Genomic DNA, 25,437 nt, shown 5'->3' on the forward strand with positions numbered 1-25,437 from the left:
GATGTCTTGGATCGTGTCTGGGCGGCGCGTCAGTGCACGGCCGGTTGCGTGTGGTCGTCGGCAAGCTTGGCCGGCGCATCGGGCAGCGGCGTGGCCACCGGATCGGCCGTGGCGACGGGCTGCGCGCTGGCGTCGGGCGTCGTCTTCGCGTCGGGCGATGGGGTGGTGTCCGGCTGCGCCGCCGCGGCGGGCACGGCGGGGGCCGACGGCGCGGGCAAGGCGCTGACCGGGGCTGCCGGAGCGCTCGGTGCCGGCGCGCTCGGCTTGGCCGGCGCGTGGCCTTCCATGTTGCCCGTGGCATAGATGCCGGCCTCGCTGACCTGCCCGAAATGGTCGGTCGGCAGCGGATAGTTCGCGGGCAGCGGTTTCGCCAGATGCGGCGTGACGACGAAGACGAGTTCGGTCTTATCGTTCTGGTAGTTCGTGCTGCGCGCGAGCGCACCGAGAATCGGCAACTCGCCCACGCCCGGAATCGCCTTGATGGTGCCGGTGATGTTGTCCTTGAGCAGGCCGCCGATCGCGAAGCTCTGACCGTCCATGAGCTGCACGGTCGTGGATGCGCGGCGCGTCGTAATGAGCGGCAGGATCGACGTGTTGTTGCTGTTCGATGCCGTCACGGTGACGCCCGTCGGCGAGAGCTCGGACACCTCCGGTGCCACTTTCAGGTTGATCCGGCCGTTTTCGAGGACCGTCGGCGTGAACACGAGACCGATGCCGAAACGCTCTTCTTGCAGGATGATCGTCTGTGAGCCATTCGCGTTATTGCTTTGCGGAACGGGGATGAAGACTTTGCCGCCCGCGAGGAAGCTCGCTTCCTGACCGCTGATGGCCATGAGCGTCGGTTGCGCGAGCATCTTGACGAGTTGGTCGTCGTGCTCCGCGTCGAGCAGCAAGCGCAGCGGCTTGTTGTTCGACTTCGCGATCGACAGCGCGCTCATGCCTCCCGAGAGAAAATCGGCAAGCAGGCCGACGTTCCAACTGCCGAATGCGCCCTGAAGATTCGGCATCGCACCGAGTTCGTTGATCAGCGTCTTCGACACCTCGGCGACCTTCACCTCCAGCATGACCTGTTGCGGCGCGGCGATATGCATCATATCGATGATGTGCAGGGGCGTCGGGCCTGCCGACGTCGGGGCCGGCGCCGGCGCTGGCGCGGCGGCGGCCAACGCGGTGCCGTTGTGCGCTTGGCTCGCGAGCGGCGTCACCGGACGCTGGGCGAACGCATTGGCCAGTTCGAGGATGCGCTGCGCTTTGACGGCGTCGGAGACGGTGCCCGTCAGCACGATCGTATCGGCGGCCACTTGAATCTTGACGCCGGTTTCCCCCGGCATGAGCTGGGCGATGGCCTGCTGCAGCCCGCTGGTGTCGGCCCCCACGACGACGTCGATGATGCTGCACGAACCGCTGCGTCCTTGCACGATCATGTTGGTCGAACCGATGTCGGACCCGAGCAGGTACAACGTGCGCGGCGAGACGAGCATCGCTTGGACGACCGAGGGGTTGCCGACGGTGCGCGCATGCACGGGCTCCGGCAGTGCGACCATCGTCGATTTGCCGAGCGGAACGACGACGGAGGTATGCATCGCCACCTCGCCCACGCAATTCGGGCCGTGTTCGGCGAACGGCATGGCGTGCGTCGCGGCTTGAGGCGCCGCGGCGGCGGCCGCGGCTGCCGCCGCGGGCTGCGCTTGCACGTGCGTCATCATGCTGAAGAACAGCGCGCCGGCGATGCCGCACACACGCGTCTTCGAAAAGCGTACGCCGGAAAGCGGATGGGCTGACGCGCGGTTGCGGCGCGATGCCCGGCTGAGGCGTTCGGATTGAGTCTTCATGTCGTTCCCCCGGTGATGCAATAAGTGATGCCAATTTCGCTTGTAGGCCGCAGCTTGTAGACCGCGTTAAGTTCGGCGGCGCGCGTTATCGAGTCGTTACGGTCCTTCGTTCGCCGCATGCCGGCGCTGGTCGGTGAGCCGGCAGCGCGAACGAACCTTCAATCGGCGGTTAAAAACATTCCTGCGTATTGCTCGAGCCGTCGATCACGTGCACGCAGTCTCGCGGCGCGGCTTCGCGATGCACAGCGACCTTCACGGGTGCCGGACGCGCCGGCGCCGGTGCCGGCGGTTGCGGCAGCTTGAGCAGCGAGGCTCGCGTGGCGCCGTCCGTATTCGGATCTTTGGGATCTACTTGGTTGCGCAGCACGAGCGAGAGCGTGCCGATGCTGCGGGCAAGGTCGATCTTTTCGGCCTGCTCGGGCGTCACTTGCAGCGTGACGGCATCGACGACTTTCGGTTTCGTTTCGTCGCGGCCGGCTTCTTGTGCGACGGCGAGAACGAGAATGTGTTCGAGGACGATCTTCGAAATCTTTTGGTCGGTCTGCGTCTGCACGCTCGCGTCTTTCTGCGTGTTGACGATGATGTCGACGTAGTTGCCCGGCAGCGCGAACCCCGCCACGCCGATGACGTCATTCACGCGCACGGTGATCGCCCGTTTGCCGGGATCGATGACGGCCGACAAGCCTCCCGTCGAGCCTTGCGGGGAGAGTTTCGCCTCCAAGATCGGCTCGCCGCGCATGGCGGTTTCCTTCAGGACGCGGCCGTCCACCTTGCCGACGTCGTGGAAGGCGCCGGGCGGCACGCTGCCCGAGGGCCAGTCGATCGTTTTGATGAACTCGGGCGAGATGCGCTGCCCGAGGTCGATATCGGCGGTTGCTACGACCACTTTGGTCGTGGCGTTCGAGTTTTGCGCCATCATCCAACGCGATGCGAAGACGACGGCGGTCAATCCGGCCGCGGCGGCAATTAGAAGCATCATCAATGCGCGAAGGTTTTTCATGTCGTTCACCTATCGGTTGCTTCTCAGCGCGACCGGCATTCCAAGGTGCCGGAGCAGCGCGTCGAGGCGGCGTATATCAAGCGTTTCCCGTGCGGCATCGCCGCGTCGTATTGGCATCAAAGCTCGGGGGAGTCATGCAACGAGGCCGTGGCCCGCGTCGCTCGCGCGTACGTTTCGTACGCGCCGCGCGGTGCGGCTTCGTTTGGCGCGACCGCGCGAGGCGGTTCGTTCGACGTTCTTGCTCATTGCACTTCCCCCGATTAAGCCCGCCGCTCGGCGAGCGATATAACGGGGCAACCGTTCTCGCGTGTCTTCGCACGCATGAGCTGCTGCCCTTGCACGTCCGCGTCATCCTCCCCGCGCGCGGCTTCTCTTTCTCCATGTCGTCTCGGCTTCTGAACCGGCGCATCGCGCGCGGTTCGGCCTCGATCGACCCTCCCGGCCCTCGGCTAGTCGAATGGCTAGCTCATCTCCTCTTCGGCTTACGCTACGCGTTGACCGCGATGGCGATCACCGAGCCGATCGCGATCGCAATGCCGTAGGGCAGCGAACCGACCGCGGACTCGACGGCAGGCCTCGCGCGCTCGCGCTGCGGCGTGTCGTCGGCCGACATCGTGATTAGGATCGACATCGCGCTTGCCACGCCCCTGCGTAATCTGCGCTTTTGCAACAACGCGACGAACGCGATCACGCCGCCCGCCACCGTCGCCGCCATGACCGCCTCGAGCGCGCCGCGCGGCCCGAGCAGGGCGCCGACGGCGGCCATCAGCTTGACGTCGCCCGCGCCGAGCATCCGAATCAAATACCCGGGCACGAACAGCAAGCCCCCCGTCAATGCGCCGGTCAACCACCACATCGGGCCGATCGGCAAGCCGTTCGCGACGATCTCGATGGGCAGCGCGGCGATCAACGCCGTCGCCACGAGCCAGTTCGGGATGCGGCGCGCATGAAGGTCGTACGACATAGCCACGACGACGAGCGCCACGACGCACGGGCCGGTTGGAAAGAGGATGGTGTTCATTGCATTCCCCGTTCTTCGCTATGACGTGTATTTGTTTGAAAAGGCGCTTCGCAACTTGTCTTCCGCGATGCTGCCGCAGCCGGTTCATGCCGCGAAGCGCGTGAGGCCATCGTCACGGTGCGGCGATATTGCTGAGCGCGGTGCTGACGTATCCGTACACCGTGTTCAGATTCGTACCGATCAGCGTGACGGCGGTCACGATCGCCACTGCGATCAGTCCGGCCAGCAATCCGTATTCGATGGCCGCCGCGCCTTCTTCAAGACGCAGGAATCGCTCAAGGTTGCTCATGGTTTTCCCCGGTAAATGAGATCAGGCGAAGTCTCGAGTGCGGTGAGGCGCTCGAGACCGTCGATCCGAGCTCAGGGGGCTTTGACGCCGGACAAGGCGGTCTGGACGTAACCGAACACCGTATTCAGGTTGGTGCCGATCAGCGTGACCGTGGTGATGATGGCGACCGAGATCAGACCGGCCAGCAGACCGTATTCGATTGCGGCCGCACCGTCTTCTTCGCGCAGGAAACGTTGAAACTTGCTCATAATTGCCCCCGATGGAGAGGTTGAAATCAACCAAAAGCCGCGGCCTTTCGATGAATAACCGCGGCATACTTAGCCGGCCTCGCAGCCGGCCACCTGGGCGGGGCATCTCGCTCGCATGTCCGCATCGCTCGCATAGCGGCGCGACGGCCCCGTCGCTTCTCCGGCCTCGGGGCTCGCGTGCCATGTCGCTCGCCCTTGACCAAAGTTCGTTGCCGCAATCGGGATGACGTCTGCAATTGCGGCGAATTCGATTGCGGGGCATTAAGGCAATGGCTGTGCCATCGGGCCGCAAACCATTGCGCGGCAAGGAAACGCGCAACGCGTTGCGAGGTTTTTGGCGGGTTTGGACAGGGGGATGTTTCGTTGCTGAAACATTAGGGCTGACGATAAACGGCTCGGACGGCAAGAGATCGAACGCACGTTCGGGACTGGAAACCCGATTGCCGCATTGCAGCGAGCGTATTGTCCAGCCTCGCGGAGCCGGCCGCCGGGGTTATGCAAGTGGAAGAATTGGGCGAGCGGATCGGGCCAAAAATAGGTGCGTCGCGGTTGTCTCATTGGTGAGACTGCCTCTGCCGGGCGCCCAACCGGCGAGCCTGGAGGGGCCATCATCGCGGAAATGAGGGTCTCCTAACACTCGGCGGTAAGAAATACTGCGACTCCGTATTCGGCCCGATGGCGTTTTTTCCTATAGTAATTCGTAAGCTTCGGCGCTATGTTGCATTGCATAACGAAATAAAAGCGCGGGCCGGTATCGGACGCGACGCCGTCAGAGAGATTCCGAGATGGGGGTGTGTTTTCGGTACGACGTTTCGACCGAGGCAACCGAGCGTCGTATTAGATTCATGCCAATGCGTGATGGCTGGCAACGCCGCAATAGACGGCGTGCCTACGCGGTTTCGATCGGTAAGCATATGCGGCGCGACGCCGCATAAAAACTGATCGAGATCAAAAATGGCTTCGATTCGCGGGGATAGGCTGACTGAGGAAACTCGCGTATCGATACGGGGGCAATACATGAGTACTGGTTTTCATCCGCTGCGCGCGGAACGCACTGTTCTTCTCGTCTCACTCAAGCCGGACACGGAGAGTGTCGATTGGCTCGTGTCGGCGGGCTGGCATGTGGTCCACGCAAAAACGCCGCAGCAGGTGCAGCGGACGCTCGAACGTGGAGCGATCCACGTCGGCCTCGTGCAATTGCCCGCGGATTGCAATTCGCAGCAGCTTGCGGAACTCGAGTCCTGCATCTCGCATAACGACGTGGCGTGGATTGCGGAAGTGCGTCCCGGGCAGGCCGAAGATCCGCCTGTGCGCCGCTTCATCCTTGACTTCTGCTTCGATTTCGTGACGCTGCCTTGCAACGACGAACGGTTGACGATCCTGATGGGACACGCTGACGGCCTGTGGTCGTTGCGCGATACGGCCAGCCGCGCGAAACCGGCGGTGGTCAATAGCGCGATGATCGGCCAATGCGAGGCGATGCAGCAACTGAATCGCGGCGTCGACAAGTGCGCGCGCAATGAGGCGCCCGTTTTCGTCGCGGGCGAATCGGGCACGGGAAAGGAATTGACGGCGCGGGCCATTCACGATCGCTCCACGCGCGGCAAGGCGCCGTTCGTCGCGATCAATTGCGCGGCGATTCCCCCGTCTCTATTGCAATCGGAATTGTTCGGCCATGAGCGCGGCGCGTTCACGGGAGCGTTGCAACGCAAGATCGGCCGCATCGAGGCGGCCGACGGCGGCACGCTTTTTCTCGACGAGATCGGCGACATGCCCCACGAATGCCAGGCCGTGCTCTTGCGATTCTTGCAGGAAGGCACGATCGAGCGGCTCGGCGGCTCGGGGCCAATCAAGGTCGACGTCCGCATCGTTTCGGCGACGCATGTCGATTTGATGGCGGCGATTCAAGCGGGCCGCTTCCGGATGGACCTTTATCATCGCCTGTGCGTCTTGCGTCTGGACGAGCCGCCGTTGCGCCAGCGCGGCGGCGATATCAAACTGCTCGCCCAGCATGCGCTCGAACTGTATCGCCGCGATGGCGCCCGTAAGATTCGCGGATTTTCGAGCGATGCGATCTCGGCGATGTTCAACTATAGCTGGCCCGGCAACGTACGCGAGCTGATCAACTGCGTGCGACGCGCGGTCGTGATGGCCGAGGGGCGTTTCATTACCGCCTCGGACTTGGGCTTGCCCGGTATGGAGGCCAAAGCCGGGCGGACCCTCGCCGAGATTCGCTGCGATGCGGAGCGAGCCGCCGTGAGAGACGCGCTTGCGCGTCATGCTTACAGTTTGTCGAGCGCCGCGATCGAACTCGGTATCTCTCGCGCCACGTTGTATCGGCTGTTGAACTCGAGCGGGCTGCGCGACGAATCGCCCTCGCAGCGCCATCCGCGTGCGGGTTCCGAGTGCGAGCGCGCGGGCGATGCAAGCCGCCACGGCGTCGAGCAAATGGCGCCTTAGCGATCGGCCCGGCAAGCGCGGCTCCGATCCGCGCTTGGAAATCCGGGCCGCAGCGCATATTCTGACCTTCGATGTCCGCGCGCGGTGGTGCCGCTAATGCACTTGGCGCGCGCTGTCTTTTCCACGGACAAGGAGGTTCGAATTCATGACGCGTGCCGTCGATTCCTTCATCATTCTCATCGCGCGTTTGGCGCTGTCTGTATTGTTTCTATGGTCGGGGGTGATGAAGGTGCTCGGCTACGGCGCGTTCGTCGGCTACCTGCAGGCCAAGGGCGTGCCGTTCGTGCAGATCGCGGCGCCCATTGCGACGGCCGTCGAAGTGATCGGTGGCCTCATGCTCGTAGCCGGTTTTCTGATTCGTCCGCTCGGCTTCGTCATGGCCGTTTATACGGTCGCTACCGCGGTACTGGGCCACGATTTCTGGAACGTCGCGAACGCGGCGCTCGAACACGACATGGTGATTCACTTTTGGAAAAATGTCGGCATCGCCGGTGGCTTCTTGCTGCTCATGGTGACCGGGGCGGGCGGCGCGAGCATCGATGCGGCGCGCGCGCCCCGAAGGCCTTCGCTATAGCCGGGCCGCTTCGCGGCCTCGCCTCGACATCTCGCGCACGATCTTTGCTTGCTCGATCTCGAGAACGTGCGTGTGAACGGAGGGCCCGCGGATGATTCAAAGCTTCGAGCAGCAAATCGACGGACGCACCATGCACTTTTGCGCGAGCTTGGGCGAGGGAGAGTCCAAGCATCGAGTGATCATCAGCCGTGACGATTCCGCCGAGACATTGGTGATTTTCGACGCGTCGGGCTTGATCGGTTCGCTCAAAGCGGACCTGGCCGCGCCCGAACAATTGATTTCAGATGCGATACGCAAGGCCCTCGACGAGGGGCTCATCGAGCGCGCCATCGATACCGGCGCCGTTCAAAACGCAACGCTTTAGCGGTGACGAGGCGAGCCGAACGGAACCGGCCGACGCTCGCACGGGCGGGGTGATCGCCTCGGGGCTATCGCTCGGTGTTTGCGCGCTCCGTTTCGCTGTCCGTGCCTTCGCGCGTGTGAGCGGCCGGATGAACGAGGCTCGCGAGCCATAGCCCGGCGAGGAGCAGAGCGGCGGCGACCGCCGCCGAGATGCGCGTGCCCGAGACGACGGACGCTGTACCGGCACCGCTCGCCAGCGCGCCGAATGCGGCGACGCCGACCGCACCGCCGGCTTGGCGCGCGGTGTTGAGCAATGCCGATGCCGTGCCGGCGCGCTTGTGCTCGACCGAGGCGAGAACGGCCGTCGTCATTGCCGGTACGGCTAGGCCCATGCCGGCCGGGATCAATAGAAACGGCGCCAGCATCGCAAGGAACGGTGTGTCGGCGCGCGTGAAATGCAGCAGCGCATAGCCGAGCGCGCCGATGGCGGCGCCGATCATCATCGGCCGGCGCGGGCCGTAGCGCGCCACGACCCATCCGCTGGCAACGTTGGAAATCAAGAAGCCGCCGGTGAGCGGCAGGAATGCGAGACCGGCCTGCAGCGCCGACTCTCCACGCACGCGCTGCAAGAACAGACTCAGCACGAATACGGTGCCGTAATAGGCCATATTCACGCAAACCCCGAACGCCACCGCCGCGCTGAACGTTTTGTCGCGCAACAGCGAGAGCGGGACCATCGGCGCCCGGCTGCGCGCTTCCACCGCCACGAATGCGAGCGCCGCCAACACCGATGCGATCAGCGCGCCGACGATGAGCGGATGGCTCGGGCCCAGGGGGCGCAGCTCGATCACCGCGCCCGTGAATGCCGTCAACGCCACGATCGCAATGGCCTGTCCGGGCAAATCGATGCCCACTTGCGCGCGAGGTGTCGGCGCGCCGTCGTCCTGGCGCTTCGGGATCCACATGAACGTGGCGACGAGTCCGGCCAGGCAGATCGGCACGTTGACGAGAAAGATGCTGCGCCAGCCCCACGTTGCGATCAGAATGCCTCCGAGCACCGGCCCGGCGGCGATCGAAATGGAGCCGGATGCCGTCCATAGGCCAACGGCGCGTGCCCGCAAATGCGGATCGTGGCGGCACGCTCGATTGAGCAACGCGAGCGAATTGGGGAGCATGGCAGCCGCGCTGATGCCTTGTATCGCACGCGCGGCGACGAGCGCCGCCGCATTGGGTGCGACACCGCAAGCGAGCGAGGCGAGCGCGAACAGTGCGAGACCGGCCGCGAACAAGCGCCGTGCCCCGTAGCGATCACCCAAGATACCCGCCGAAAGCATCAACACGGCGAACGCAAGCGTATAGGCATCGACGATCCATTGCAGAACCGACACGGGCGCCTGCAATTGCGAGCCGATGTTCGGCAACGCGATGTTGACGATCGTCACGTCCAATTGCGTGACGACGAATGCCACGCTGACGGTCGCAAGCACGCGCGCGACCGTGGGCGTGAAGGGAGCGGGGGCTTGGATCGAGTTCATGCCGACGATGCTAACAGCATGCCCGCATCGATGTTTCGTGGTCTGATGAAATATGGATGCCGGGGCGGGAAACGCATTCGCCGCGACTTATCGGCGATTTCGAAATAAGAAATTATCAAAATATCAACTGCGCTATCACGGACGGCGGCGAATTCAGTGTGCGCCGCCTGACACTTTCATTCGATTTGATCGCGCGAAAACGCGCTTAACCGTGCATGCTGATAACGCAGGGTAACGAGTGATGCGCGAACCCCCTTCGCCTCATTCGTCCCGTGCTGATCAAACTTGAGAACGCTCCCCGCGATGTTCCCCCGAGCATCGTGGCGGCGCGGCACGTCCAAAACCCGTTCGCCGCCGAGGCCGCGCGCGGACGAATAAGGAGTTGGCTATGCCTGTTCACCACATCGACCCCCGCCCTCGGAGAATCGTTCCGATTGCGATGGCTGCGCTTTTATCGATCGCGTTTTGCGCGGATTCAGGCGCGCAAACATCCAGTCCCGCCACCGGTTATAAAGTGCCGCCGCGGCCGATCCTCTCCGGCAACGTGAAAATTCAGCCGGGCATGTCGAAGAAGGATTGGAACGATGCCTACAAGGAAACGGGACGTCCCAAGTTTGAATTGAATACCGTCAAACGCGTAGGCGGCACGGTCGAGCGCAACTAGGAGACTGAAGATGAAAAAGATCATCTTGATCGTTGCGCTGTTGGCGGGGTTCGCTCAATTGACGCTGCCCGGCACCGCCCGCGCGCAAGCGACGACCGCAAGCACGTTGATCTTGTACGACAACCCGCAAAACGACCCGTTTTCGAAGCTCGGGTTGATGTACTCGATCATGCTGCGCAACCTGCTGGGACATTTCAATACCACGGTGACGATCGAACCGGTGCAGAACTACACCGCCGGCCAAATCAACGCCACGACCGCTACTTTCTATATCGGCGACTACTACAACAACCCGCTGCCGGCCGCGTTCCTCAGCGACGTGATGACCGCGAAAAATACCGTGGTGTGGTTCAAGTACAACTTATGGGAAGTGGCTTGGAATTCCGCGTACACATTCACGCAGACGTACGGCATCAACTTCCTCGGCTTGGCGGGGCTGAACGCGCAACCTTCTTCGAGCAATCCCTCACCGGGTTTCTACGATACGGTCAGCTATAAGAACATGTCGATGGTGAAGTACTACGCTTACGATGCCTCGACGGGCACCGTCAGTGCCGATCCGGACATGGGCTTGACGTCGGTTGCGAATGCGGCACTGGCGCAATCGCTGGTCACGATCACGAACAGCAAGACAGGCGCCACGGCTCCCTACGTGATCCGTTCCGGAAAATTCTGGTACTTCGCCGACATGCCGTTCTCGTATATCGGCCCGACCGACCGGTACCTCGTCATCTGCGACATGCTGCACGACATCCTCAATACGGGCGCTCCCGTCAATCATCGCGCGCTCGTGCGGCTCGAGGACCTCGACGCCTTTACGACGACGAGTTCGATGAAGCAACTGACCGACTATCTATATAGCTTGCGGATCCCGTTCACGATGGCCACGATTCCGCTTTATACGGATCCGAACGGCTACTACAACGGCGGCGTGCCCGAAACGATTCATCTTGCGCAAGCCACGGGGTTGAAGTCGGCGCTCAACTATGCGCTGCCGCGCGGCGGCTCGATCATCGTGCACGGTTATACGCACCAATACGATTCGACGCCGAACGTTCAAAACGCCGTGTCGGGCAACGACTATGAATTCTGGTACGCGGTGCAGAACCGGCCCGTGGACGAGGATTCGCAGCAATGGGCCCAAGGACGGATGCAAGGCGGCGTGGCCGAATTCACCAATAACGGCTACAAGGTGGCGGGTTGGGGCGCACCTCAATATCAGATGTCGCCGCTGGCTTCGCAAGCCGCGGCCGCGCAATTCCCCAGCACCTTCCAGCGCGCCGTGTACTACACCGCCACCAATCCGCAGATCGGAACCGGTGCGGCCAACCAAGATTTCTCCGCCGGTCAGTTCTTCCCGTACATCATCAATCGGGACTACTACGGGGAGCGAATCGTGCCGGAGAACTTGGGCAGCATCCAGTACAACATTTGCAATATCGATCCGTTCTCGTGCATCAGCTATACATGGCAGCAAGTGTTGACCAATGCGCAATACGCACTCGTCGTGCGTGACGGATTCGCTTCGTTCTTCTTCCACCCGTACTGGCTCGAGCCGAGTTTAGGCGTGCCCGCGATGAGCGACTTCAAGAGCCTGGTCTCGGGCATCGGAAAGCTCGGTTACACGTGGGTGGACGGTACGACAGCCAAGTAATCGGAGGACTTGACTTGGGTCATGAGCGCGTCCTGGGCGGCGCGCTCGTCCGGCCGCTATGAGGTGGCTCACACAGACTTCACCAACGCCGATCTTCTACTGTCTCGTTGCAAGCATTTTGCAAGTACGCAAAAGGCACCGGCGAGTGCGAGCGCGGATAAGGCGCTTTGCGGTCCTGGTGACGTGAAGAACGGCACAGCCAAATCAGCGGGGAAGCAATGAAGAAGGTTTTAACGGTATTCGGTACGCGGCCTGAAGCCATCAAGATGGCGCCGCTCGTGAGAGCCCTGGCCGAGGAGCCGGGCATCGACGCGAAGGTATGCGTCACGGCTCAACATCGGCAAATGCTCGACCAAGTGCTCGAGCTTTTCGATATCGTGCCCGACTACGATCTCGATTTAATGCGCGAAGGGCAAACGCTGGGCGATTTGACGTCGGGCATCTTGCAGTCGATCGGCAAGGTCTACGACGATTGGCAACCCGACGCCGTCCTCGTGCACGGCGATACGACGACGACGCTCGCGGCGAGCCTGGCGGCGTTCTATCGTTACATTCCCGTGGGCCACGTCGAGGCGGGGCTGCGCACCGGCAACGTCTGGTCGCCTTGGCCGGAGGAGTTGAACCGGCGCGTGACCGATGCCGTTTCGTCGTGGCTGTTCGCGCCGACCGAGCAAGCCAAACACAATTTGTTCAGCGAAGGTGCCCCGGCCTCGCAGGTGATTTTGACAGGCAATACGGTCATCGATGCGTTGCTCAGAGTGAAGCACAAGCTCGACGAGAATGCCCTGCTCGCCGACTCGATCGCCGCGCGTTATCCGTTTCTCGATCCGTCGCGCCGTTTGATCTTGGTGACCGGACATCGCAGAGAAAGCTTCGGCGAACCGTTCAAGCAATTTTGCGAAGCACTCAAGCAAATCTCGCTCAAATACGACGACGTGCAACTCGTGTATCCGGTCCACCTGAACCCGAACGTCCGCACGCCCGTCAACGCCGTCTTGCGCGACGAGCCGAACGTGCATCTGATCGATCCGCAGGACTACTTGCCGTTCGTCTATTTGATGTCCAAGGCGTACTTGATCATTACCGACTCGGGCGGCATTCAAGAGGAAGCGCCGGCGCTCGGCAAACCGGTGCTCGTCACGCGTGAGACGACCGAGCGCCCGGAGGCGGTGCGCGCGGGCACTGCCCGGCTCGTGGGGACGCATACGGAGCGCATCGTGTCCGAAGTGAGCCATCTGCTCGACGATCGCAGTCAATACGTCGCGATGGCCCATGCGACGAATCCATACGGAGACGGGCATGCGAGCGAGCGCATCGTGGATGCGTTGCTGACGGTTCCCGTGACGTTCGCGTCGATGAGCCATCTAGCTGCTCCATCGCTGCCGCTGCATAACGCCATCGCTTCGGGACTTCAAGCGCTGCGCTCCGCCTGAGCGCCGGAGGGATCGGTATTCGACTGGTTAATCAGTGTGGGGCGACGCACGGTGTCGGGCCGGTACCCGACGCACCATATTCGTGTGGCGATTGAAAAGCGGCTATACGCAAAATGCACGATATATCGGTTTGGGGTTCCTACCTTCAAGTGTTGAACGCCGTCGCCATGGCGACGGCGATCATCATCTTCATTAGCACCGTAGACGATCTGTTTCTCGACGGTTTTTACTGGATATTCGAAATAAAGCGGATGTTGCGCAGGGAGTCGAACGCGAGCGTCGACGCACAGGCGCTGCGCGCGCTCGATGAGCAGTATTTGGCCATCATGGTGCCCGCATGGAAGGAATACGACGTCATCGCAAAGATGATCGAGAACACGCTCGCAACGATGGAGTACGAACGCTACATCATCTTCGCCGGCACCTATCACAACGATGCCGAGACGACCGCCGAAGTGGAGCGCATGGTGCGCCGCCATCCGGGGCGCGTCGTGCGCGCGACGGTGCTGAACGACGGTCCCACCTGCAAGGCCGATTGTCTTAATTGGATCATCGGCGCGATTCGCCGCTACGAGAGCGCCCACCACATTCAGTTTGCGGGCGTGATCATGCACGACTGCGAGGACGTGATCCATCCGATCGAGTTGAAGTACTTCAACTATGCGATCGTCGATCACGACCTCGTGCAGTTGCCCGTACTGTCGTTGCCCCGAAAGTGGAATGAGTTCGTTGCCGGCACGTACATGGACGATTTCAGCGAAACGCACCAAAAAGACATTCCGTCGCGCCAGCTATTGACGGGAATCGTGCCCGGGGCCGGCGTCGCCTCGTGCTATAGCCGGCGTGCGATCGAGGCGGTATCGGCCGAACGCGGCGGCAACCCGTTCAATACGTCGACGCTGACCGAGGACTACGACTTCAGTTTCCGGCTGCGCGAGCTAGGCATGAAGGAAATGTTCGCGCGTTTTCCGATTGCCGACGTCGTACGCGAGCAGGTCCGCCGGCAGCGCAAACGCATGGCGACGAGGCTCAATCTGCTGGCGACGCGCGAGTACTTTCCGAGCACGCTGCGCACGGCCTACCGGCAACGCACACGCTGGATCCTGGGCATTTCCTTCCAGGGATGGCAGCAATTGGGTTGGAAGGGCAGTTGGCGTGACCGGTACATGTTCTTCCGCGATCGCAAAGGGATGGTCACGTCGATCGTCTCGATCGTCGCTTACGGCGTGCTCGCGAACTATCTGACGGTTGCGCTCGTGCGCGCCGCGGGATGGGCGCCGCTCGGCGAGCCGGGGGAAGGGCTGGTCGGCGGATCGCTCGCGCCGCTGTTGGCGGTCAACAGCGTCATGCTGGCGCTGCGTTTGGGAGAGCGGTTCTATTTCGTCGCCAAGCTCAACGGCGCGCTGCAAGGTGCGCTGTCGATGCCGCGCCTATTCGTCAACAACCTCATCAATTTCATGGCCGTGTGCCGCGCGTGGCGCATCTTCGTCAATCACTTGATTACCGGAAAGCCGATCGCGTGGGACAAAACGAGCCACACCTACTTGTCGAACGATCAGATGGGCAAGGCGCGGCGCAAGCTCGGCGAGATCCTGATCGAGTGGGGCGTGGTGAGCTCCGCGCAAATCGAGGCGTGCCTCGCGCGGCAAGCGCAATGCGGCAAGCGTCTCGGCGAGCTTCTGCTCGAGGCGGGCCATGTCGGCAGCGAGCTCCTTGCCGATGCGCTGGCCGAGCAGGCGGAGTTGCCGCGCGTGAGTTTGGCCAACGTGGCGGCCGGCCATTTCAAGGCCGCCTTCGCACTCGAACTACAACAAACGTACCGGGCCGTGCCGTTTTCGACAGCGGATGACGGAACGTTGAACGTCGCGGTCGGATGCCCCCTCACGGAAGACGAGCGAGAGACCGTCAAGCGTGCGGCGGGCTGCAACGTCGCCTACTTCGTGGCGAGCGATGCCGAGATATCGAGCGAACTCGCACGTCATGTGCGGCGCCCGGATCTCGATCGCGCGGCAAGCGGTGCCGCGCTCGCGCCGCGCGTGGCCCAGTAGGTCCAACCGGGGGAATGAAGATGAAACGAGCACGAACGGCGCGTGCAAGGCGCCTGCCGGCGCTTGCGAGGACCCGTGGTCTTGCGGCTTTCGCCGTCCTCGCGCTCCATGCGGCTGGGGCATGGGCCGGCGCTCAGGCGCTGACGCCGCGCGCGTATCGGCTTGCCGATGCGGCGTACAAGGCCATTGCGGCGGGCGATCTTGCGCAGGCCGAAGGCTACGCCTCGCGCGCGCTCAAGGCGCAGCCGTCGAACTTGCAGTTGGGCCTGCTGCTGCTGGACGTCTATGTGCGCGAGGGAAAGATCGAGGAGGCCGACCGGCAAGCGCAGGCGTTGCGCGCGCGTTATCCCGATGACGGCGCGGTGTTGGCGCAACACGGCTTCCTGCAGCAAAAGCAGCAGCGCTACGATGAGGCCGCGGCGGATTTCTCGGCGGCACTCGAACGAGGCACATGGGACGACGCTCAGCAGCGCAATCTTCGGCTGGCCTGGGCCGACAGCGCATTGGCGGCGCACGAGCCCGAGCAAGCCGAGAAGGCGCTCAAGCCGCTCGAAGGCGACCCCGATGCCGGTATCGAACTGCGCATCGCTCAACTTCGTCTACGCAACGGCGATCGCAAGGGCGCGTTGGCCGCGGCGCAATTGGCGCAGGCGCATGCGGCGACGGACGATGATCGAAAGAGCGCGGCGGCATTGATCGACTTCGCGCAGCAGCCGGAACCGGATCCGAAGAACGAGGAGGCGCAAAAGACGCTGCAGCATGCCTACGATCTGCTTCGCGAAAACAAGGACGGCGAGGCGCTCGGCGCATTTGAGCAGGGCTTCGCGCTCGGTGGCGCCAAGGCGGACAACTACGCCGATGCCGGTTACGCGGCCAAGCGTCTAGGGCAAAACGACGAGGCCGTGAAAATGTTCGAGGCGAGCTTGGACGCCGACGAGCACGACCACGCATTCGACGACCAACGGCGCTTCGGCTATCGTCGCGAGGTGCAGCAACTCGAGCGTAGTTGGGGCTTTGTCGTCAGCTTGCCGTATCAGGTGTCGGCCTTCTCGTATCAAGGTACGGTCAGCGTCTTGCAGCCGGGCATCGAAGCCTACTGGCAGCCGCCGAAAATCGGCTTTCGCAACGGTCGTATCTTGCAGTTCTTCGTTCGCGGCTACGGGACGGCATACGACGGTTCGGGCAACGTGACCGGCGCGCCTACGTTGCAAGGTTCGATCGGTGCGCGCTATAAGCCGCTCGTCGATCAGAACCTCGTGTTGAGCGCCGAGCGGCTCGTGCGTTTGGGCAGCCAATCGCAAAACGATTGGCTTGCGCGATTGGGCTACTCATCGGAGGCCGGCAACGATTTGCGCGTGACCGAACCGAGCTGGCGAGCGTGGCAAGTCTATGCGGAAGCCGACTATTTTCTTCACCAAGGCCGTTACATTTTGTATTCTCAGTTACGGTACGGACACACGTGGGCGTTGTCTAAAATCAACGATCACCTGACCGTTTATCCCCATCTTGCGTTCATCCTGGATTACGACAGCAAGGAGCGGAACCAAACGGCGATGAGCGTCGGCCCCGGCGTGCAGTTCCGCTTCTGGTTCCGCGAAGGCCGATACAGCGCCCCGGCCAGCTACGCCGACTTGACCGTGCAGTACCACGTTCCGCTGACGTCGGCCGCGCGCGCCCGCGGCTTGGCCGTCCAATTGACGCTGTGGTACTGATCGGGACGGCACATTGGAGGCACGCCATGAGACGGTTTTCGCGATGTCGCGGCCAGGCCCGATGGGCACTGCTGGGCGCCGCGTGCGCCGTGACCGCGCTTACCGCCTCATGCGCCGACATGTCGGTCGACAGTCGCGCGCAGGGCATCGTCTGGCAGGTCGATAACGCCACGGCCAACCCTTCGGGCGATTGGCATCTGCTCGGTGTGCGTGAATTGCTCGTGCAATGGATCGTCGTGGACGATACGGCATTCGTGCCGGACACCGGCTTGCCCACGGCCGCTAACCTTCCCGATTGGGCACGCATCGGTCGCGAACCGTGGGCGCGCAGCGTCATTCTTGGTTTGGCGGGCGATGCCGACGAAAAGCGCGCACGGGAGAACGTCGAAAAACTGGCGCGCGAGTCAGCGCGCATCTCGCATATCGCGTTGCCGTTGCATATCGCCGGTTACTACTTTCCCGTCGAAGTCGATCCGACTTGGACCGATGCGCCGAAGCTCGCCGCACTCTTGCAGACGCTGCCGCGTCCTTTGTGGATTTCCGTCTACGATCGATCGAACGTCGGCGGACAGGCGCTGGCCGATTGGTTGACCGCTTGGCTGCCGCGCGATGTCGGCGTGTTTTTCCAAGACGGTTGCGGGGTGTATGCGCGCGGGCCGCAGGTCGCCCGAGCCTATTTGGATGTGCTTGCCGAGCGGTTAGGCCCGGATCGCGTGCGCGTCATCGCCGAGGCATTTCGCCCGAGCGAGCACGGCGGCTTCCGTGCGGCGAGCGCCGGCGAGTTGCGTGCGCAACTCGCGGCGTATCGCGGGTACCGCGCCTACCTGTTCGACGGACCGCATTACGTGTCGAACGAGCTTGCGCGGACCTTGGCGCCCCGCGCCGCGGCGCGGCTCGGGGCGAGCCCTTGATGACGGCGGCGCGTCACGACGGAGCTTTCAGCGTGATGATGGTGTTGCGCAACAACTGGAAGTACTGGCTGGTCGAGTAGGGCAGCATTTGTTCGACGTAATTCCACCAGAAGAAGCCGCCGATAAACTTCGGATCGGCCATCGTGCCCGCCATCGGATAGTAGGTCTTGATCAGGTTCGACTGAACCGACCACGGCGCGGACGTGCTCGACGTACCGATTTCGCCGAAGCCGACCTTGGCATTCGGGAACAGGCTTTCGAGCTTCGCGAAATCGTTCTTCCACGACGGACTCAGTCCCGGGCAATCCTGATACGGGTAGTAGCTGAAGAGGGCGTAATCGGCGCCGTTACGCACGGTCGACGACAGGAATTGCGTCGGCCAGGTGCGCCAATTGTCCATCGGCAACTGCCAGCAATTGTTGCCGGCCGGATCCTGGTTGTAGTACACGGTCACGGCGACTTTGCCGCCGGCACCCTTCACTACGTTGTAGGCCGATTGAACCATCTGCCCGATTTGCTGTTCTTCCGTCGTGGCTGTCGACGTCGGGCCGTTCGGGTCGTTACGCAGCCACTCGCCGTTGATCTCGTTCGCAATCTCCCAAACGTCCACATTGGCGCCGAGCGTCGAGACGAGCTCTTGCGCGCGGGCCGTATAGGTCGACAGATCCGTCGGGAAATAATACGAATCATAGATTTCGCCCATCACGTAGGCGTATTGATGCAGCTTGACGATGTACGGGTAGTAATCGGCTGCCGTCGTGCCCGGATCGAACACGACGCGAACGGTCGGCCGATAGGGAAGATTTTGCAAAGAAGCGATGATCGCGTTGAACTGCGTCAGATCGTCGAGCGTCACGCCGTAGACCGGGGTTTTCAGTGTTTCGACCTGCGCGTGCGCGGATTGCGCGAAAGGCACGAACATCGCGCAGCTAACGAGCGCCGAAGCGGCTAGTTTGGAGAAGGATTTAAATCGTCTGAACGTCACGAGTCTTCCTCGAGGTGGGCTGAAGGAAGCGCGATGTTACATGGAAATAAATACCAATTATCCGAAGATAGCGCTATATTCGTGTGAGGAACGGCGCATTGGATCGGTTGTGCGTACAACGATTGACAGGCGAAAAACGCACGTCCGAGCGGCGTTTAAAGCCGAGGTTTTGGCGCTCGTCCGATGCCGCGCGAGCGTAGGCGAGCGGCACGAACGGCCGCTCGCGCAGGCGATGCTTAAAGCTTCGGCAATGGGGGCCGAGATTCGATAGCATTCCTAATCAATCGCTCTACCGCATTGCGTTCTTCACCGGCGAGCGGCAGGCGCGGCGGACGAACGGGTTCGGTGCCGAGACCGACGATCGCTTCGGCGAGCTTGATGTTCTGGACGAGCTTGGTCGAGACGTCGAGCGCGAGCAGCGGCGCGAACCAGCGATAGATCGTGCGCGCTTCCTCGATGCGCCCCGCTTGCAGCAGGCGATAAATCGCAACCGTTTCGTGCGGGAACGCACAGACGAGCCCCGCGACCCAGCCGTGGGCGCCCATCAAGATCGCCTCCATGGCGAGGTTGTCGACGCCGCAGAAGATCGCATAGCGTTCGCCTACCGCGTTGATCAAATCGGTCACGCGCCGCACGTCGCCGCACGATTCCTTGATGGCGACGAGCTTCGGTTCGTCGGCGACTTCCTTGAACATCTCGGGCGTCATATCGACGCCATAGGCGAGCGGATTGTTGTAGACCATGATCGGCAGCGGGCTGGCTTTGGCGACCATGCGGAAATGATTGATCGTCTCGCGGCGATCGGACAGATACCGCAGCCCCGGCAGTACCATGTAACCGGCGGCGCCGTGCTTTGCGCCGCGCTCGGCTTGGCGGCAGCCTTCGAGCGTGCTGTCCTCGGCGATCGTCAGCAAGACGGGCACGCGGCCGCGTGCGGCATCGACGGCGATGTCGAGCACCTGGAGCTTTTCGTCGAGCGAGAGCGTGGACGCTTCGCCGAGCGAGCCGCAGACGATGATGCCGTCCACGCCGGCATCGATTTGCGCTTCGATGTTTTTCTGGGTCCAAGCGCGGTCTATGCTGAAATCTTCGTGAAACTTCGTCGTGACGGCGGGCATGACGCCTTGCCAGACTGGTGCCATTTCAATTCTCCGGAAGCGGTCGATAAGAACGATGCGAGGGCAGTGTAGGCCGGGGCACCCGTGCCGTCTTGCGCCGTTCGCGCATCGGTGGTGACGATTTCGGCATAGCGTGCCGAGCCGCACCGCAATGTGCCGAAATCGGCATGTCGAGCGCGCACCGTCGCCAAGACGCGGGGCGCGCCCGTTCCTACCATTAGCCGCATGAAAACCATCGACATCATCGATTCCCATACAGGCGGTGAGCCCACGCGTCTCGTGATCGCGGGCGGTCCCGATCTGGGGAGCGGCCCGCTCGCCGAGCGGCTTGAAATCTTGCGCACGCGTCATGACGATTGGCGCGCGAGCGTCGTGACCGAGCCGCGCGGTTCCGACGTGGTCGTGGGTGCGTTGCTGTGCGAGCCGTTCGATCCCGCGTGCGCGGCGGGCGTGATTTTCTTCAATAACGTCGGCTATCTCGGCATGTGCGGACATGGCACGATCGGACTCGTCGCCTCGCTGGCGCATATGGGACGGCTCTCGCCGGGCCGGCATCTCATCGAGACGCCCGTCGGCGTCGTGCAGGCCACGCTGAACGAGGACGGCACGGTGTCGGTGCGCAACGTACCTGCCTACCGGTATCGGCGCGACGTCGCGGTGGACGTGCCAGGCGTCGGGCGAGTCGTCGGCGATATCGCGTGGGGCGGCAATTGGTTTTTCCTCGTCGCCGATCATGGGCGCGTGCTCGATCCCGCACGTATCGGCGAATTGACGCGGTACACGCATGAGATTCGCGAGGCGCTGATCGCGCGGAACATCACCGGTGCGGATGGTGCGCTCATCGATCACATCGAACTATTCGCGCCGGCCGAGGCACCCGGTATCGATAGCCGCAATTTCGTGTTGTGCCCCGGCGATGCCTACGACCGTTCTCCATGCGGCACGGGTACGAGCGCGAAACTCGCTTGTCTTGCCGCCGACGGCAAGTTGGCGCCGGACGCGGTATGGCGCCAGCAAAGCATCGTCGGCAGCGTGTTCGAAGGGCGCTACGTGCCGGTCGAGTCGACCGGGGGCGAGTCGCCTTCGATCGTTCCGACGATCACCGGCCGGGCCCACGTGATGGCGGAGGGCAAGCTGATCTTCGAAGCGGACGATCCGTTCGCGGCGGGTATCCCGGGTACGCGTCCGTTATGAGCCGCGACGCCGTCGTCATCGGCGCTGGGATCGTCGGCGCGGCGTGCGCCGCGGAGCTGGCCGCCCAGGGCTTGCGCGTGGAGGTGTTGGAGGCGGCCGGTATCGGCGGCGGCGCGACGGCGGCCGGCATGGGCCATATCGTCGTCATGAACGACTCGCCGGCGGAACTCGCACTGAGCGCATATTCGCGCGAACTCTGGCTCGCCCTCGCCCCTTCGCTGCGCGCTTCCGACGCGTTCGCGCGCTGCGGCACGCTATGGGTCGCGGCGGACGCGGAGGAGTTCGCCGCCGCCCGTTCGCTGCAGAGCGCGTTTTCGGGCGGCGGGGTGCGATCGCAACTGTTGGACGCGGCGGCGTTGCGCGAGTGCGAGCCGTCGCTGGCGGCGCCGATGGCCGGAGGTTTGCTGGTCGAAGACGATGCGATCGTCTATGCACCGCGTGCCGCACAATGGCTCCTCGAGCATTCGTTAGGAGCCCGGAATATCGCGCTGCGTCGAGACTGCGAGGTGTCGGCGCTCACGCAAGGCGGCGTTCGCCTCGCCAATGGCGAAATCGTCGAGGCCGACTTGATCGTCGTCGCCAACGGCTTATCGGCGCAGCGGTTCTTGCCTGGACTGCCGATCGTGCCCAAGAAAGGGCATCTGCTGATTGCCGACCGCTATCCCGGCTACCTTCATCATCAAGTGCTCGAGCTCGGATACATCAAGAGCGCTCATCAGACCCGCGGTGCATCGGTCGCATTCAATGCCCAACCGAGACCGACGGGGCAAATCCTGCTCGGTTCGTCACGCCAGTTCGATACGCTCGATGCTGCCGTCGAATGGTCGGTGCTGGCGAGCATGCTTCAGCGAGCGGCGCGTTATCTGCCGGGGCTGCCGTCGATGAACGCGATCCGCGCGTGGACCGGTTTCCGTGCGGCGAGCCCCGATGGGTTGCCGATCATCGGACCCGCCGGCGACACCCTGCCGGGCGTCTGGGTCGCCGCCGGTCACGAGGGACTCGGCGTCACGACCTCGCTCGCGACGGGCAAACTGCTGGCGGCGCAAATTTTCGGTACCCGCGCGGCGATCGACGTGACGCCCTACCGGGTTGAGCGTTTCGCGGTGGAGCGCGGCGATGGGGCGTGAAACGGCGAGCCGTGCGAGCGAGTCCGTCGTCGTCGTGATCGACGGCGCCCCATTTGCGGTGAAGCCCGATACGACGGTGGCCGCCGCGCTCGTGTTGCGTTACGGCGTGCGCGGCACTCGCCGCTCGGTGAGCGGCCAGCCGCGTGCCGCACTGTGCGGCATGGGCGTGTGTCAGGAGTGCAGAGTGATAGTCGATGAGCGGGCGCATGTCCTCGCGTGTCAAACCCTTTGCCGGAACGGGATGACCGTCCATACGGAAGCGTCGAACTCATGAGAGCGAATTTCGATGTCGTCGTGGTCGGAGCGGGTCCGGCCGGCCTCAGTGCGGCGCGTGCCGCTGCATCGGGCGGGCTGTCGGTCGCCGTCATCGACGACAATCCGCGGGCGGGCGGACAAATCTGGCGTCAAGGCTCGCATGCGGGGATACCTCGTGCATTGAGCCGAATACTCGACGATCTGATTAGTTGTCCTAATGTTAAACGCTATCAGGCGACGCGTGTGTCGGTGCCGGGACGCGCGCGAGAGATCATCGTCGACTCGGAGGAACACGGCGGCGTTGCAGTGTCGTTCACCCGGCTTGTCATTGCCACGGGTGCGCGCGAGCGCTTGCTGCCGTTCGACGGATGGACGTTGCCGGGCGTCACCGGCGCGGGCGGTCTCCAAGCCTTGATCAAAGGCGGTATGCCGGTTCGGGGCGAGCGAGTGGTCTTGGCGGGAAGCGGACCGTTGCTCATCGCCGCGCTCGCGACCGCGCGCGCGGCGGGAGCGCATGTCGTCGCGGTGGTCGAGCAAGCGCCGTGGCGCACGATCTTGCCGTTCGGTTTGTCGCTGGCGGCCACCCCCTCGAAGCTTTGGCAAGCGATGCGATTGACGCGCGGATTCGCGGGCACTCGCTACTGGACCGATAGCGTGTTGACGCAGGCGCGCGGCAGCGATCGCGTGGAGGCTGCGGTCGTTCGCCGGCACGGACGCGACGTGACGCTCGAGTGCGATCGCGTGGCCAGCGGATACGGTCTCGTGCCCAACGTGTCGCTGGCGCAGATGCTCGGATGCGCGCTCGAGGCGGGAGCGGTGACGGTGGACGATCTTCAACGCACGTCGGTGCAAGACGTATGGGCGGCGGGAGAGTGCACGGGCATCGGCGGGATGGAACTGGCCCGGGCCGAAGGGCGGATCGCCGGGCTCGCCGCGAGCGGCCGGCCGGTACCGGCCGCACTGCTGCGCGAGCGCGAGCATTGGCGCGGCTTCGCGCGGCGCGTCGCGCGCGCGTTCGAGCTCGGCGCGCATGCGTGCGTACCGCCGGGCGCGGAGACGATCGTTTGCCGGTGCGAGGACGTCACGTTCGGCGAAATATCGACCCATGCGAGCTGGCGCGAGGCGAAGCTGCATACCCGCTGCGGGATGGGACCGTGCCAGGGGCGTATCTGCGGCACAGCCCTCCAGACCTACTTCGGATGGCGCGCCGCGATGCCGCGCCCGCCGCTCGCGCCTACTCGCATCGGCGCATTGCTCGAGGCGCAGGAGCCGGACGATGCTCCCCTATAATCGAGGCGCTTCGCGCGGCGCATTCCTGCCGCGCGGCCTTTAGCGCCTCGCCCACCATGCCACCGACGATTCCCTTGCCGCAAATGCCCGCCGCCGAAACGCTCGCCGATATGCTGCCGTATTACGCGCAGCTCGAACCGGTGCTCGATGCGTTGCCCGACCTGGTCTTCTTCGTGAAGGATCAAGATGCGCGCTACGCGCTCGTCAATCGGACATTGGCCACGCGTTGCGGCTGTCAGGACAAGCGCGGCATCGTCGGCAAGACCACCGAGGAAGTGTTTCCGTCGCGCTTCGGCGCAGCGTATATGGAGCAAGACCAGTCGATCATCAACGGCGGCGCCCCGATGATCGACCAGTTGGAATTGCATCTCTATCCCGGTCGGCAACCGGGATGGTGCTTGACCTCGAAGGTGCCGCTGCGCAACAGCGCGGGGCGCGTCGTCGGTATCGCCGGCGCCTCGCGCGATCTGAAAGCGAACGAGCGCACGCATCCGGCCTATTCGAAGCTGGCCGAGGTGGTTCAGTACATCCAAGAAAACTACGTCCAGCCGCTGAACCTAACGCATCTTGCACAGATGGCAGGCATGTCCGTTGCTCAATTGGAACGCTACTTTCACAAGGTCTTTCATTTGACGCCGCGCCAAGTGCTGCTGAAGACGCGGTTGGACGCGGCAACGGCAATGCTTGCATCGAACGACAAGGTGACCGATGTGGCAGCCTTGTGCGGCTACACCGATCACAGCGCGTTCACGCGGCAGTTCAAAGCGACGGTCGGCGTGACGCCGAGCGAATACCGGATGTTGCTGCACGGCGCCGCGTCGCGATGAATGCTTGCATGCGGCGGCTGGCATGAAATGAATGGACCTTGCGTGGCGAAAGGGCGTCGGAACCGATTGGCAACTAACCCCGAACTTCTGGCCGATAAGGCCGGATCGAAATGGCCGCTTAGGCTTGACGCATGAAAGACGCTAGCCGATAGTGGGCCACTGGTTCGATTCGATCAACGATCATGGACAAGCTTTTTTATCGAATCGAGCGGTTAATCGCGCTCGCAGCGGCGAGCGCTCATTCGAAGCGAGGCGCACCGTCTGCTTCGTCCGTACGGTAGGAGTACGGACATGCGCGATCAAACCGCTCGCGAGGCGAAATTCCCGGTGGCATGTGCCCGATGCGGCGGCCGGATTTCGGAACCTGTGGCTTTCTGCCCGCACTGCGGTGCCCATGCGCGTTTCGCGCTGGCCGGCACCGCGTCTCCTATCGAACCCACGCAACGCGCCGAGAGCGTCCGGTCCGAGCCGCGTGCTCGCAGCGCGGCGGTGCAAGGACGATTCGGCGCGCCGGCCGACGATTTCGAAGGTGACTTGGACCCGCCGTGGCCGGGGCGGCCCACGCCGTTGTTCGCATCGCCCGACGGCGACCCGTACGGCGGCTTGCGCGCACCTGCCTTTCGCGGGTCTCGGCAATGGGGATTCAAAGGCGGCACGGCGCTCGTCGTCGCGGGATTCATCGTCCTCTACGGCGGTGCGGTGGCGATTCATCGATATGATGGCGCCGCGCCGTTGCCGCAGCCGAGCGCATCGAAATCGGTGGAGGGCGTGATCGCGCCGAGCGGTGCGGACGAGTCCAACGCGGCGCTGCCGGTAACTAACGGCACTAACGGGACCGGTGCGGCTAACGCGCCTAATGTGGCCGACAGCGCGCGGCCCGCGCCGCCGCCCACGCCCGCGGCGGCGGCACCGGCGCCC

23 protein-coding genes are annotated in these 25,437 nt (G+C 63.4%); 15 read left to right on the forward strand and 8 right to left on the reverse strand.

All coding sequences use genetic code 11. The annotated features are described in order from the left end of the window. Positions 1–29: 29 nt before the first annotated feature. From DXT59_RS20195 to DXT59_RS20220, 5 genes are all read right to left on the reverse strand, one after another. On the reverse strand, positions 30–1,832 hold the full coding sequence (locus DXT59_RS20195) for a type II and III secretion system protein family protein (protein WP_116138625.1): 1,803 nt from the start codon (positions 1,830–1,832) through the stop codon (positions 30–32). 169 nt (positions 1,833–2,001) lie between these two features. Next, positions 2,002–2,832 carry a Flp pilus assembly protein CpaB gene (cpaB, locus tag DXT59_RS20200; protein WP_116138626.1) on the reverse strand — a complete coding sequence of 277 codons (831 nt, stop codon included), beginning with the start codon at positions 2,830–2,832 and terminating at the stop codon, positions 2,002–2,004. A 487-nt stretch (positions 2,833–3,319) separates the two neighbouring features. Further along, positions 3,320–3,853: an A24 family peptidase gene (locus DXT59_RS20210; RefSeq protein WP_116138628.1), complete on the reverse strand. Its 534-nt coding sequence runs from the start codon at positions 3,851–3,853 to the stop codon at positions 3,320–3,322. Between the two features lie 112 nt (positions 3,854–3,965). After that, positions 3,966–4,142 (reverse strand): Flp family type IVb pilin, encoded by a 177-nt coding sequence (locus tag DXT59_RS20215; RefSeq protein ID WP_116138629.1) that lies wholly within the window; start codon positions 4,140–4,142, stop codon positions 3,966–3,968. A gap of 71 nt (positions 4,143–4,213) precedes the next feature. Then, positions 4,214–4,390, reverse strand: coding sequence for a Flp family type IVb pilin (locus DXT59_RS20220; RefSeq protein WP_420823402.1), 177 nt, complete (start codon positions 4,388–4,390; stop codon positions 4,214–4,216). Positions 4,391–5,407: 1,017 nt separating this feature from the next. Here DXT59_RS20220 and DXT59_RS20225 point away from each other — a divergent pair. From DXT59_RS20225 to DXT59_RS20235, 3 genes are all read left to right on the forward strand, one after another. Then, on the forward strand, positions 5,408–6,850 hold the full coding sequence (locus DXT59_RS20225) for a sigma-54 dependent transcriptional regulator (RefSeq protein WP_116138630.1): 1,443 nt from the start codon (positions 5,408–5,410) through the stop codon (positions 6,848–6,850). A gap of 145 nt (positions 6,851–6,995) precedes the next feature. After that, a complete protein-coding gene (locus tag DXT59_RS20230; RefSeq protein ID WP_116138631.1) occupies positions 6,996–7,424 on the forward strand; it encodes a DoxX family protein in 429 nt (142 codons plus the stop codon). 91 nt (positions 7,425–7,515) lie between these two features. Then, entirely contained in the window at positions 7,516–7,788 is a 273-nt protein-coding gene (locus DXT59_RS20235; RefSeq protein WP_116138632.1) for a hypothetical protein, read from the forward strand. 64 nt (positions 7,789–7,852) lie between these two features. On the opposite strand, the gene DXT59_RS20240 is transcribed toward DXT59_RS20235, so the two are convergent. Further along, positions 7,853–9,301: an MFS transporter gene (locus DXT59_RS20240; RefSeq protein ID WP_116138633.1), complete on the reverse strand. Its 1,449-nt coding sequence runs from the start codon at positions 9,299–9,301 to the stop codon at positions 7,853–7,855. Positions 9,302–9,740: 439 nt separating this feature from the next. Here DXT59_RS20240 and DXT59_RS20245 point away from each other — a divergent pair, with 439 nt between their 5' ends. From DXT59_RS20245 to DXT59_RS20270, 6 genes are all read left to right on the forward strand, one after another. After that, positions 9,741–9,965, forward strand: a complete 225-nt coding sequence (locus tag DXT59_RS20245; protein ID WP_116138634.1) for a hypothetical protein — start codon at positions 9,741–9,743, stop codon at positions 9,963–9,965. 10 nt (positions 9,966–9,975) lie between these two features. Beyond that, entirely contained in the window at positions 9,976–11,619 is a 1,644-nt protein-coding gene (locus tag DXT59_RS20250) for a DUF2334 domain-containing protein (RefSeq protein ID WP_116138635.1), read from the forward strand. A 218-nt stretch (positions 11,620–11,837) separates the two neighbouring features. After that, positions 11,838–13,052 carry a non-hydrolyzing UDP-N-acetylglucosamine 2-epimerase gene (gene wecB, locus DXT59_RS20255; protein WP_116138636.1) on the forward strand — a complete coding sequence of 405 codons (1,215 nt, stop codon included), beginning with the start codon at positions 11,838–11,840 and terminating at the stop codon, positions 13,050–13,052. A 113-nt stretch (positions 13,053–13,165) separates the two neighbouring features. Next, entirely contained in the window at positions 13,166–15,100 is a 1,935-nt protein-coding gene (locus tag DXT59_RS20260; protein WP_116138637.1) for a glycosyl transferase family protein, read from the forward strand. A gap of 20 nt (positions 15,101–15,120) precedes the next feature. Then, entirely contained in the window at positions 15,121–16,812 is a 1,692-nt protein-coding gene (locus DXT59_RS20265) for an NfrA family protein (protein ID WP_116138679.1), read from the forward strand. Between the two features lie 26 nt (positions 16,813–16,838). Next, a complete protein-coding gene (locus DXT59_RS20270) occupies positions 16,839–17,723 on the forward strand; it encodes an alpha-amylase family protein (protein WP_116138638.1) in 885 nt (294 codons plus the stop codon). A gap of 13 nt (positions 17,724–17,736) precedes the next feature. Here DXT59_RS20270 and DXT59_RS20275 read toward each other — a convergent pair whose 3' ends face one another. Together DXT59_RS20275 and DXT59_RS20280 are read right to left on the reverse strand one after the other, a co-directional pair. Then, positions 17,737–18,645 carry a hypothetical protein gene (locus DXT59_RS20275; RefSeq protein ID WP_205417454.1) on the reverse strand — a complete coding sequence of 303 codons (909 nt, stop codon included), beginning with the start codon at positions 18,643–18,645 and terminating at the stop codon, positions 17,737–17,739. Between the two features lie 299 nt (positions 18,646–18,944). Next, positions 18,945–19,850 carry a dihydrodipicolinate synthase family protein gene (locus DXT59_RS20280; protein ID WP_116138640.1) on the reverse strand — a complete coding sequence of 302 codons (906 nt, stop codon included), beginning with the start codon at positions 19,848–19,850 and terminating at the stop codon, positions 18,945–18,947. A 192-nt stretch (positions 19,851–20,042) separates the two neighbouring features. Here DXT59_RS20280 and DXT59_RS20285 point away from each other — a divergent pair, with 192 nt between their 5' ends. The 6 genes from DXT59_RS20285 to DXT59_RS20310 all read left to right on the forward strand — a co-directional run. Further along, positions 20,043–21,020, forward strand: a complete 978-nt coding sequence (locus DXT59_RS20285; RefSeq protein WP_116138680.1) for a 4-hydroxyproline epimerase — start codon at positions 20,043–20,045, stop codon at positions 21,018–21,020. Further along, positions 21,017–22,147 carry an NAD(P)/FAD-dependent oxidoreductase gene (locus DXT59_RS20290; RefSeq protein WP_116138641.1) on the forward strand — a complete coding sequence of 377 codons (1,131 nt, stop codon included), beginning with the start codon at positions 21,017–21,019 and terminating at the stop codon, positions 22,145–22,147. The genes DXT59_RS20285 and DXT59_RS20290 overlap by 4 nt, the downstream gene beginning before the upstream one ends. Continuing rightward, positions 22,137–22,421, forward strand: a complete 285-nt coding sequence (locus DXT59_RS20295) for a (2Fe-2S)-binding protein (protein WP_116138642.1) — start codon at positions 22,137–22,139, stop codon at positions 22,419–22,421. The genes DXT59_RS20290 and DXT59_RS20295 overlap by 11 nt, the downstream gene beginning before the upstream one ends. Further along, positions 22,418–23,692: an NAD(P)/FAD-dependent oxidoreductase gene (locus DXT59_RS20300; protein WP_116138643.1), complete on the forward strand. Its 1,275-nt coding sequence runs from the start codon at positions 22,418–22,420 to the stop codon at positions 23,690–23,692. Before DXT59_RS20295 ends, DXT59_RS20300 begins: the two co-directional genes overlap by 4 nt. A gap of 56 nt (positions 23,693–23,748) precedes the next feature. Beyond that, positions 23,749–24,519 (forward strand): AraC family transcriptional regulator, encoded by a 771-nt coding sequence (locus DXT59_RS20305; RefSeq protein WP_116138644.1) that lies wholly within the window; start codon positions 23,749–23,751, stop codon positions 24,517–24,519. Between the two features lie 291 nt (positions 24,520–24,810). Next, positions 24,811–25,437, forward strand: a 627-nt coding sequence (locus tag DXT59_RS20310; protein WP_420823403.1) for a hypothetical protein, incomplete at its 3' end; no start/stop codon positions are given.

Origin of the sequence: Trinickia diaoshuihuensis (assembly GCF_003390925.1) — a bacterium.
Lineage (GTDB): Bacteria > Pseudomonadota > Gammaproteobacteria > Burkholderiales > Burkholderiaceae > Trinickia > Trinickia diaoshuihuensis.

Bases quoted from the DNA above. Each gene is read 5' to 3' on its own strand.
- DXT59_RS20210 (WP_116138628.1), bottom strand. From the start codon at position 3,853: ATGAACACCATCCTCTTTCCAACCGGCCCGTGCGTCGTGGCGCTCGTC.
- DXT59_RS20270 (WP_116138638.1), top strand. From the start codon at position 16,839: ATGAGACGGTTTTCGCGATGTCGCGGCCAGGCCCGATGGGCACTGCTG.
- DXT59_RS20215 (WP_116138629.1), bottom strand. From the start codon at position 4,142: ATGAGCAACCTTGAGCGATTCCTGCGTCTTGAAGAAGGCGCGGCGGCC.
- wecB (WP_116138636.1), top strand. From the start codon at position 11,838: ATGAAGAAGGTTTTAACGGTATTCGGTACGCGGCCTGAAGCCATCAAG.
- DXT59_RS20235 (WP_116138632.1), top strand. From the start codon at position 7,516: ATGATTCAAAGCTTCGAGCAGCAAATCGACGGACGCACCATGCACTTT.
- DXT59_RS20250 (WP_116138635.1), top strand. From the start codon at position 9,976: ATGAAAAAGATCATCTTGATCGTTGCGCTGTTGGCGGGGTTCGCTCAA.
- DXT59_RS20290 (WP_116138641.1), top strand. From the start codon at position 21,017: ATGAGCCGCGACGCCGTCGTCATCGGCGCTGGGATCGTCGGCGCGGCG.
- DXT59_RS20260 (WP_116138637.1), top strand. From the start codon at position 13,166: ATGCACGATATATCGGTTTGGGGTTCCTACCTTCAAGTGTTGAACGCC.
- DXT59_RS20245 (WP_116138634.1), top strand. From the start codon at position 9,741: ATGGCTGCGCTTTTATCGATCGCGTTTTGCGCGGATTCAGGCGCGCAA.
- DXT59_RS20240 (WP_116138633.1), bottom strand. From the start codon at position 9,301: ATGAACTCGATCCAAGCCCCCGCTCCCTTCACGCCCACGGTCGCGCGC.
- cpaB (WP_116138626.1), bottom strand. From the start codon at position 2,832: ATGAAAAACCTTCGCGCATTGATGATGCTTCTAATTGCCGCCGCGGCC.
- DXT59_RS20230 (WP_116138631.1), top strand. From the start codon at position 6,996: ATGACGCGTGCCGTCGATTCCTTCATCATTCTCATCGCGCGTTTGGCG.
- DXT59_RS20195 (WP_116138625.1), bottom strand. From the start codon at position 1,832: ATGAAGACTCAATCCGAACGCCTCAGCCGGGCATCGCGCCGCAACCGC.
- DXT59_RS20300 (WP_116138643.1), top strand. From the start codon at position 22,418: ATGAGAGCGAATTTCGATGTCGTCGTGGTCGGAGCGGGTCCGGCCGGC.
- DXT59_RS20295 (WP_116138642.1), top strand. From the start codon at position 22,137: ATGGGGCGTGAAACGGCGAGCCGTGCGAGCGAGTCCGTCGTCGTCGTG.
- DXT59_RS20280 (WP_116138640.1), bottom strand. From the start codon at position 19,850: ATGGCACCAGTCTGGCAAGGCGTCATGCCCGCCGTCACGACGAAGTTT.
- DXT59_RS20225 (WP_116138630.1), top strand. From the start codon at position 5,408: ATGAGTACTGGTTTTCATCCGCTGCGCGCGGAACGCACTGTTCTTCTC.
- DXT59_RS20265 (WP_116138679.1), top strand. From the start codon at position 15,121: ATGAAACGAGCACGAACGGCGCGTGCAAGGCGCCTGCCGGCGCTTGCG.
- DXT59_RS20275 (WP_205417454.1), bottom strand. From the start codon at position 18,645: ATGTTCGTGCCTTTCGCGCAATCCGCGCACGCGCAGGTCGAAACACTG.
- DXT59_RS20220 (WP_420823402.1), bottom strand. From the start codon at position 4,390: ATGAGCAAGTTTCAACGTTTCCTGCGCGAAGAAGACGGTGCGGCCGCA.
- DXT59_RS20305 (WP_116138644.1), top strand. From the start codon at position 23,749: ATGCCACCGACGATTCCCTTGCCGCAAATGCCCGCCGCCGAAACGCTC.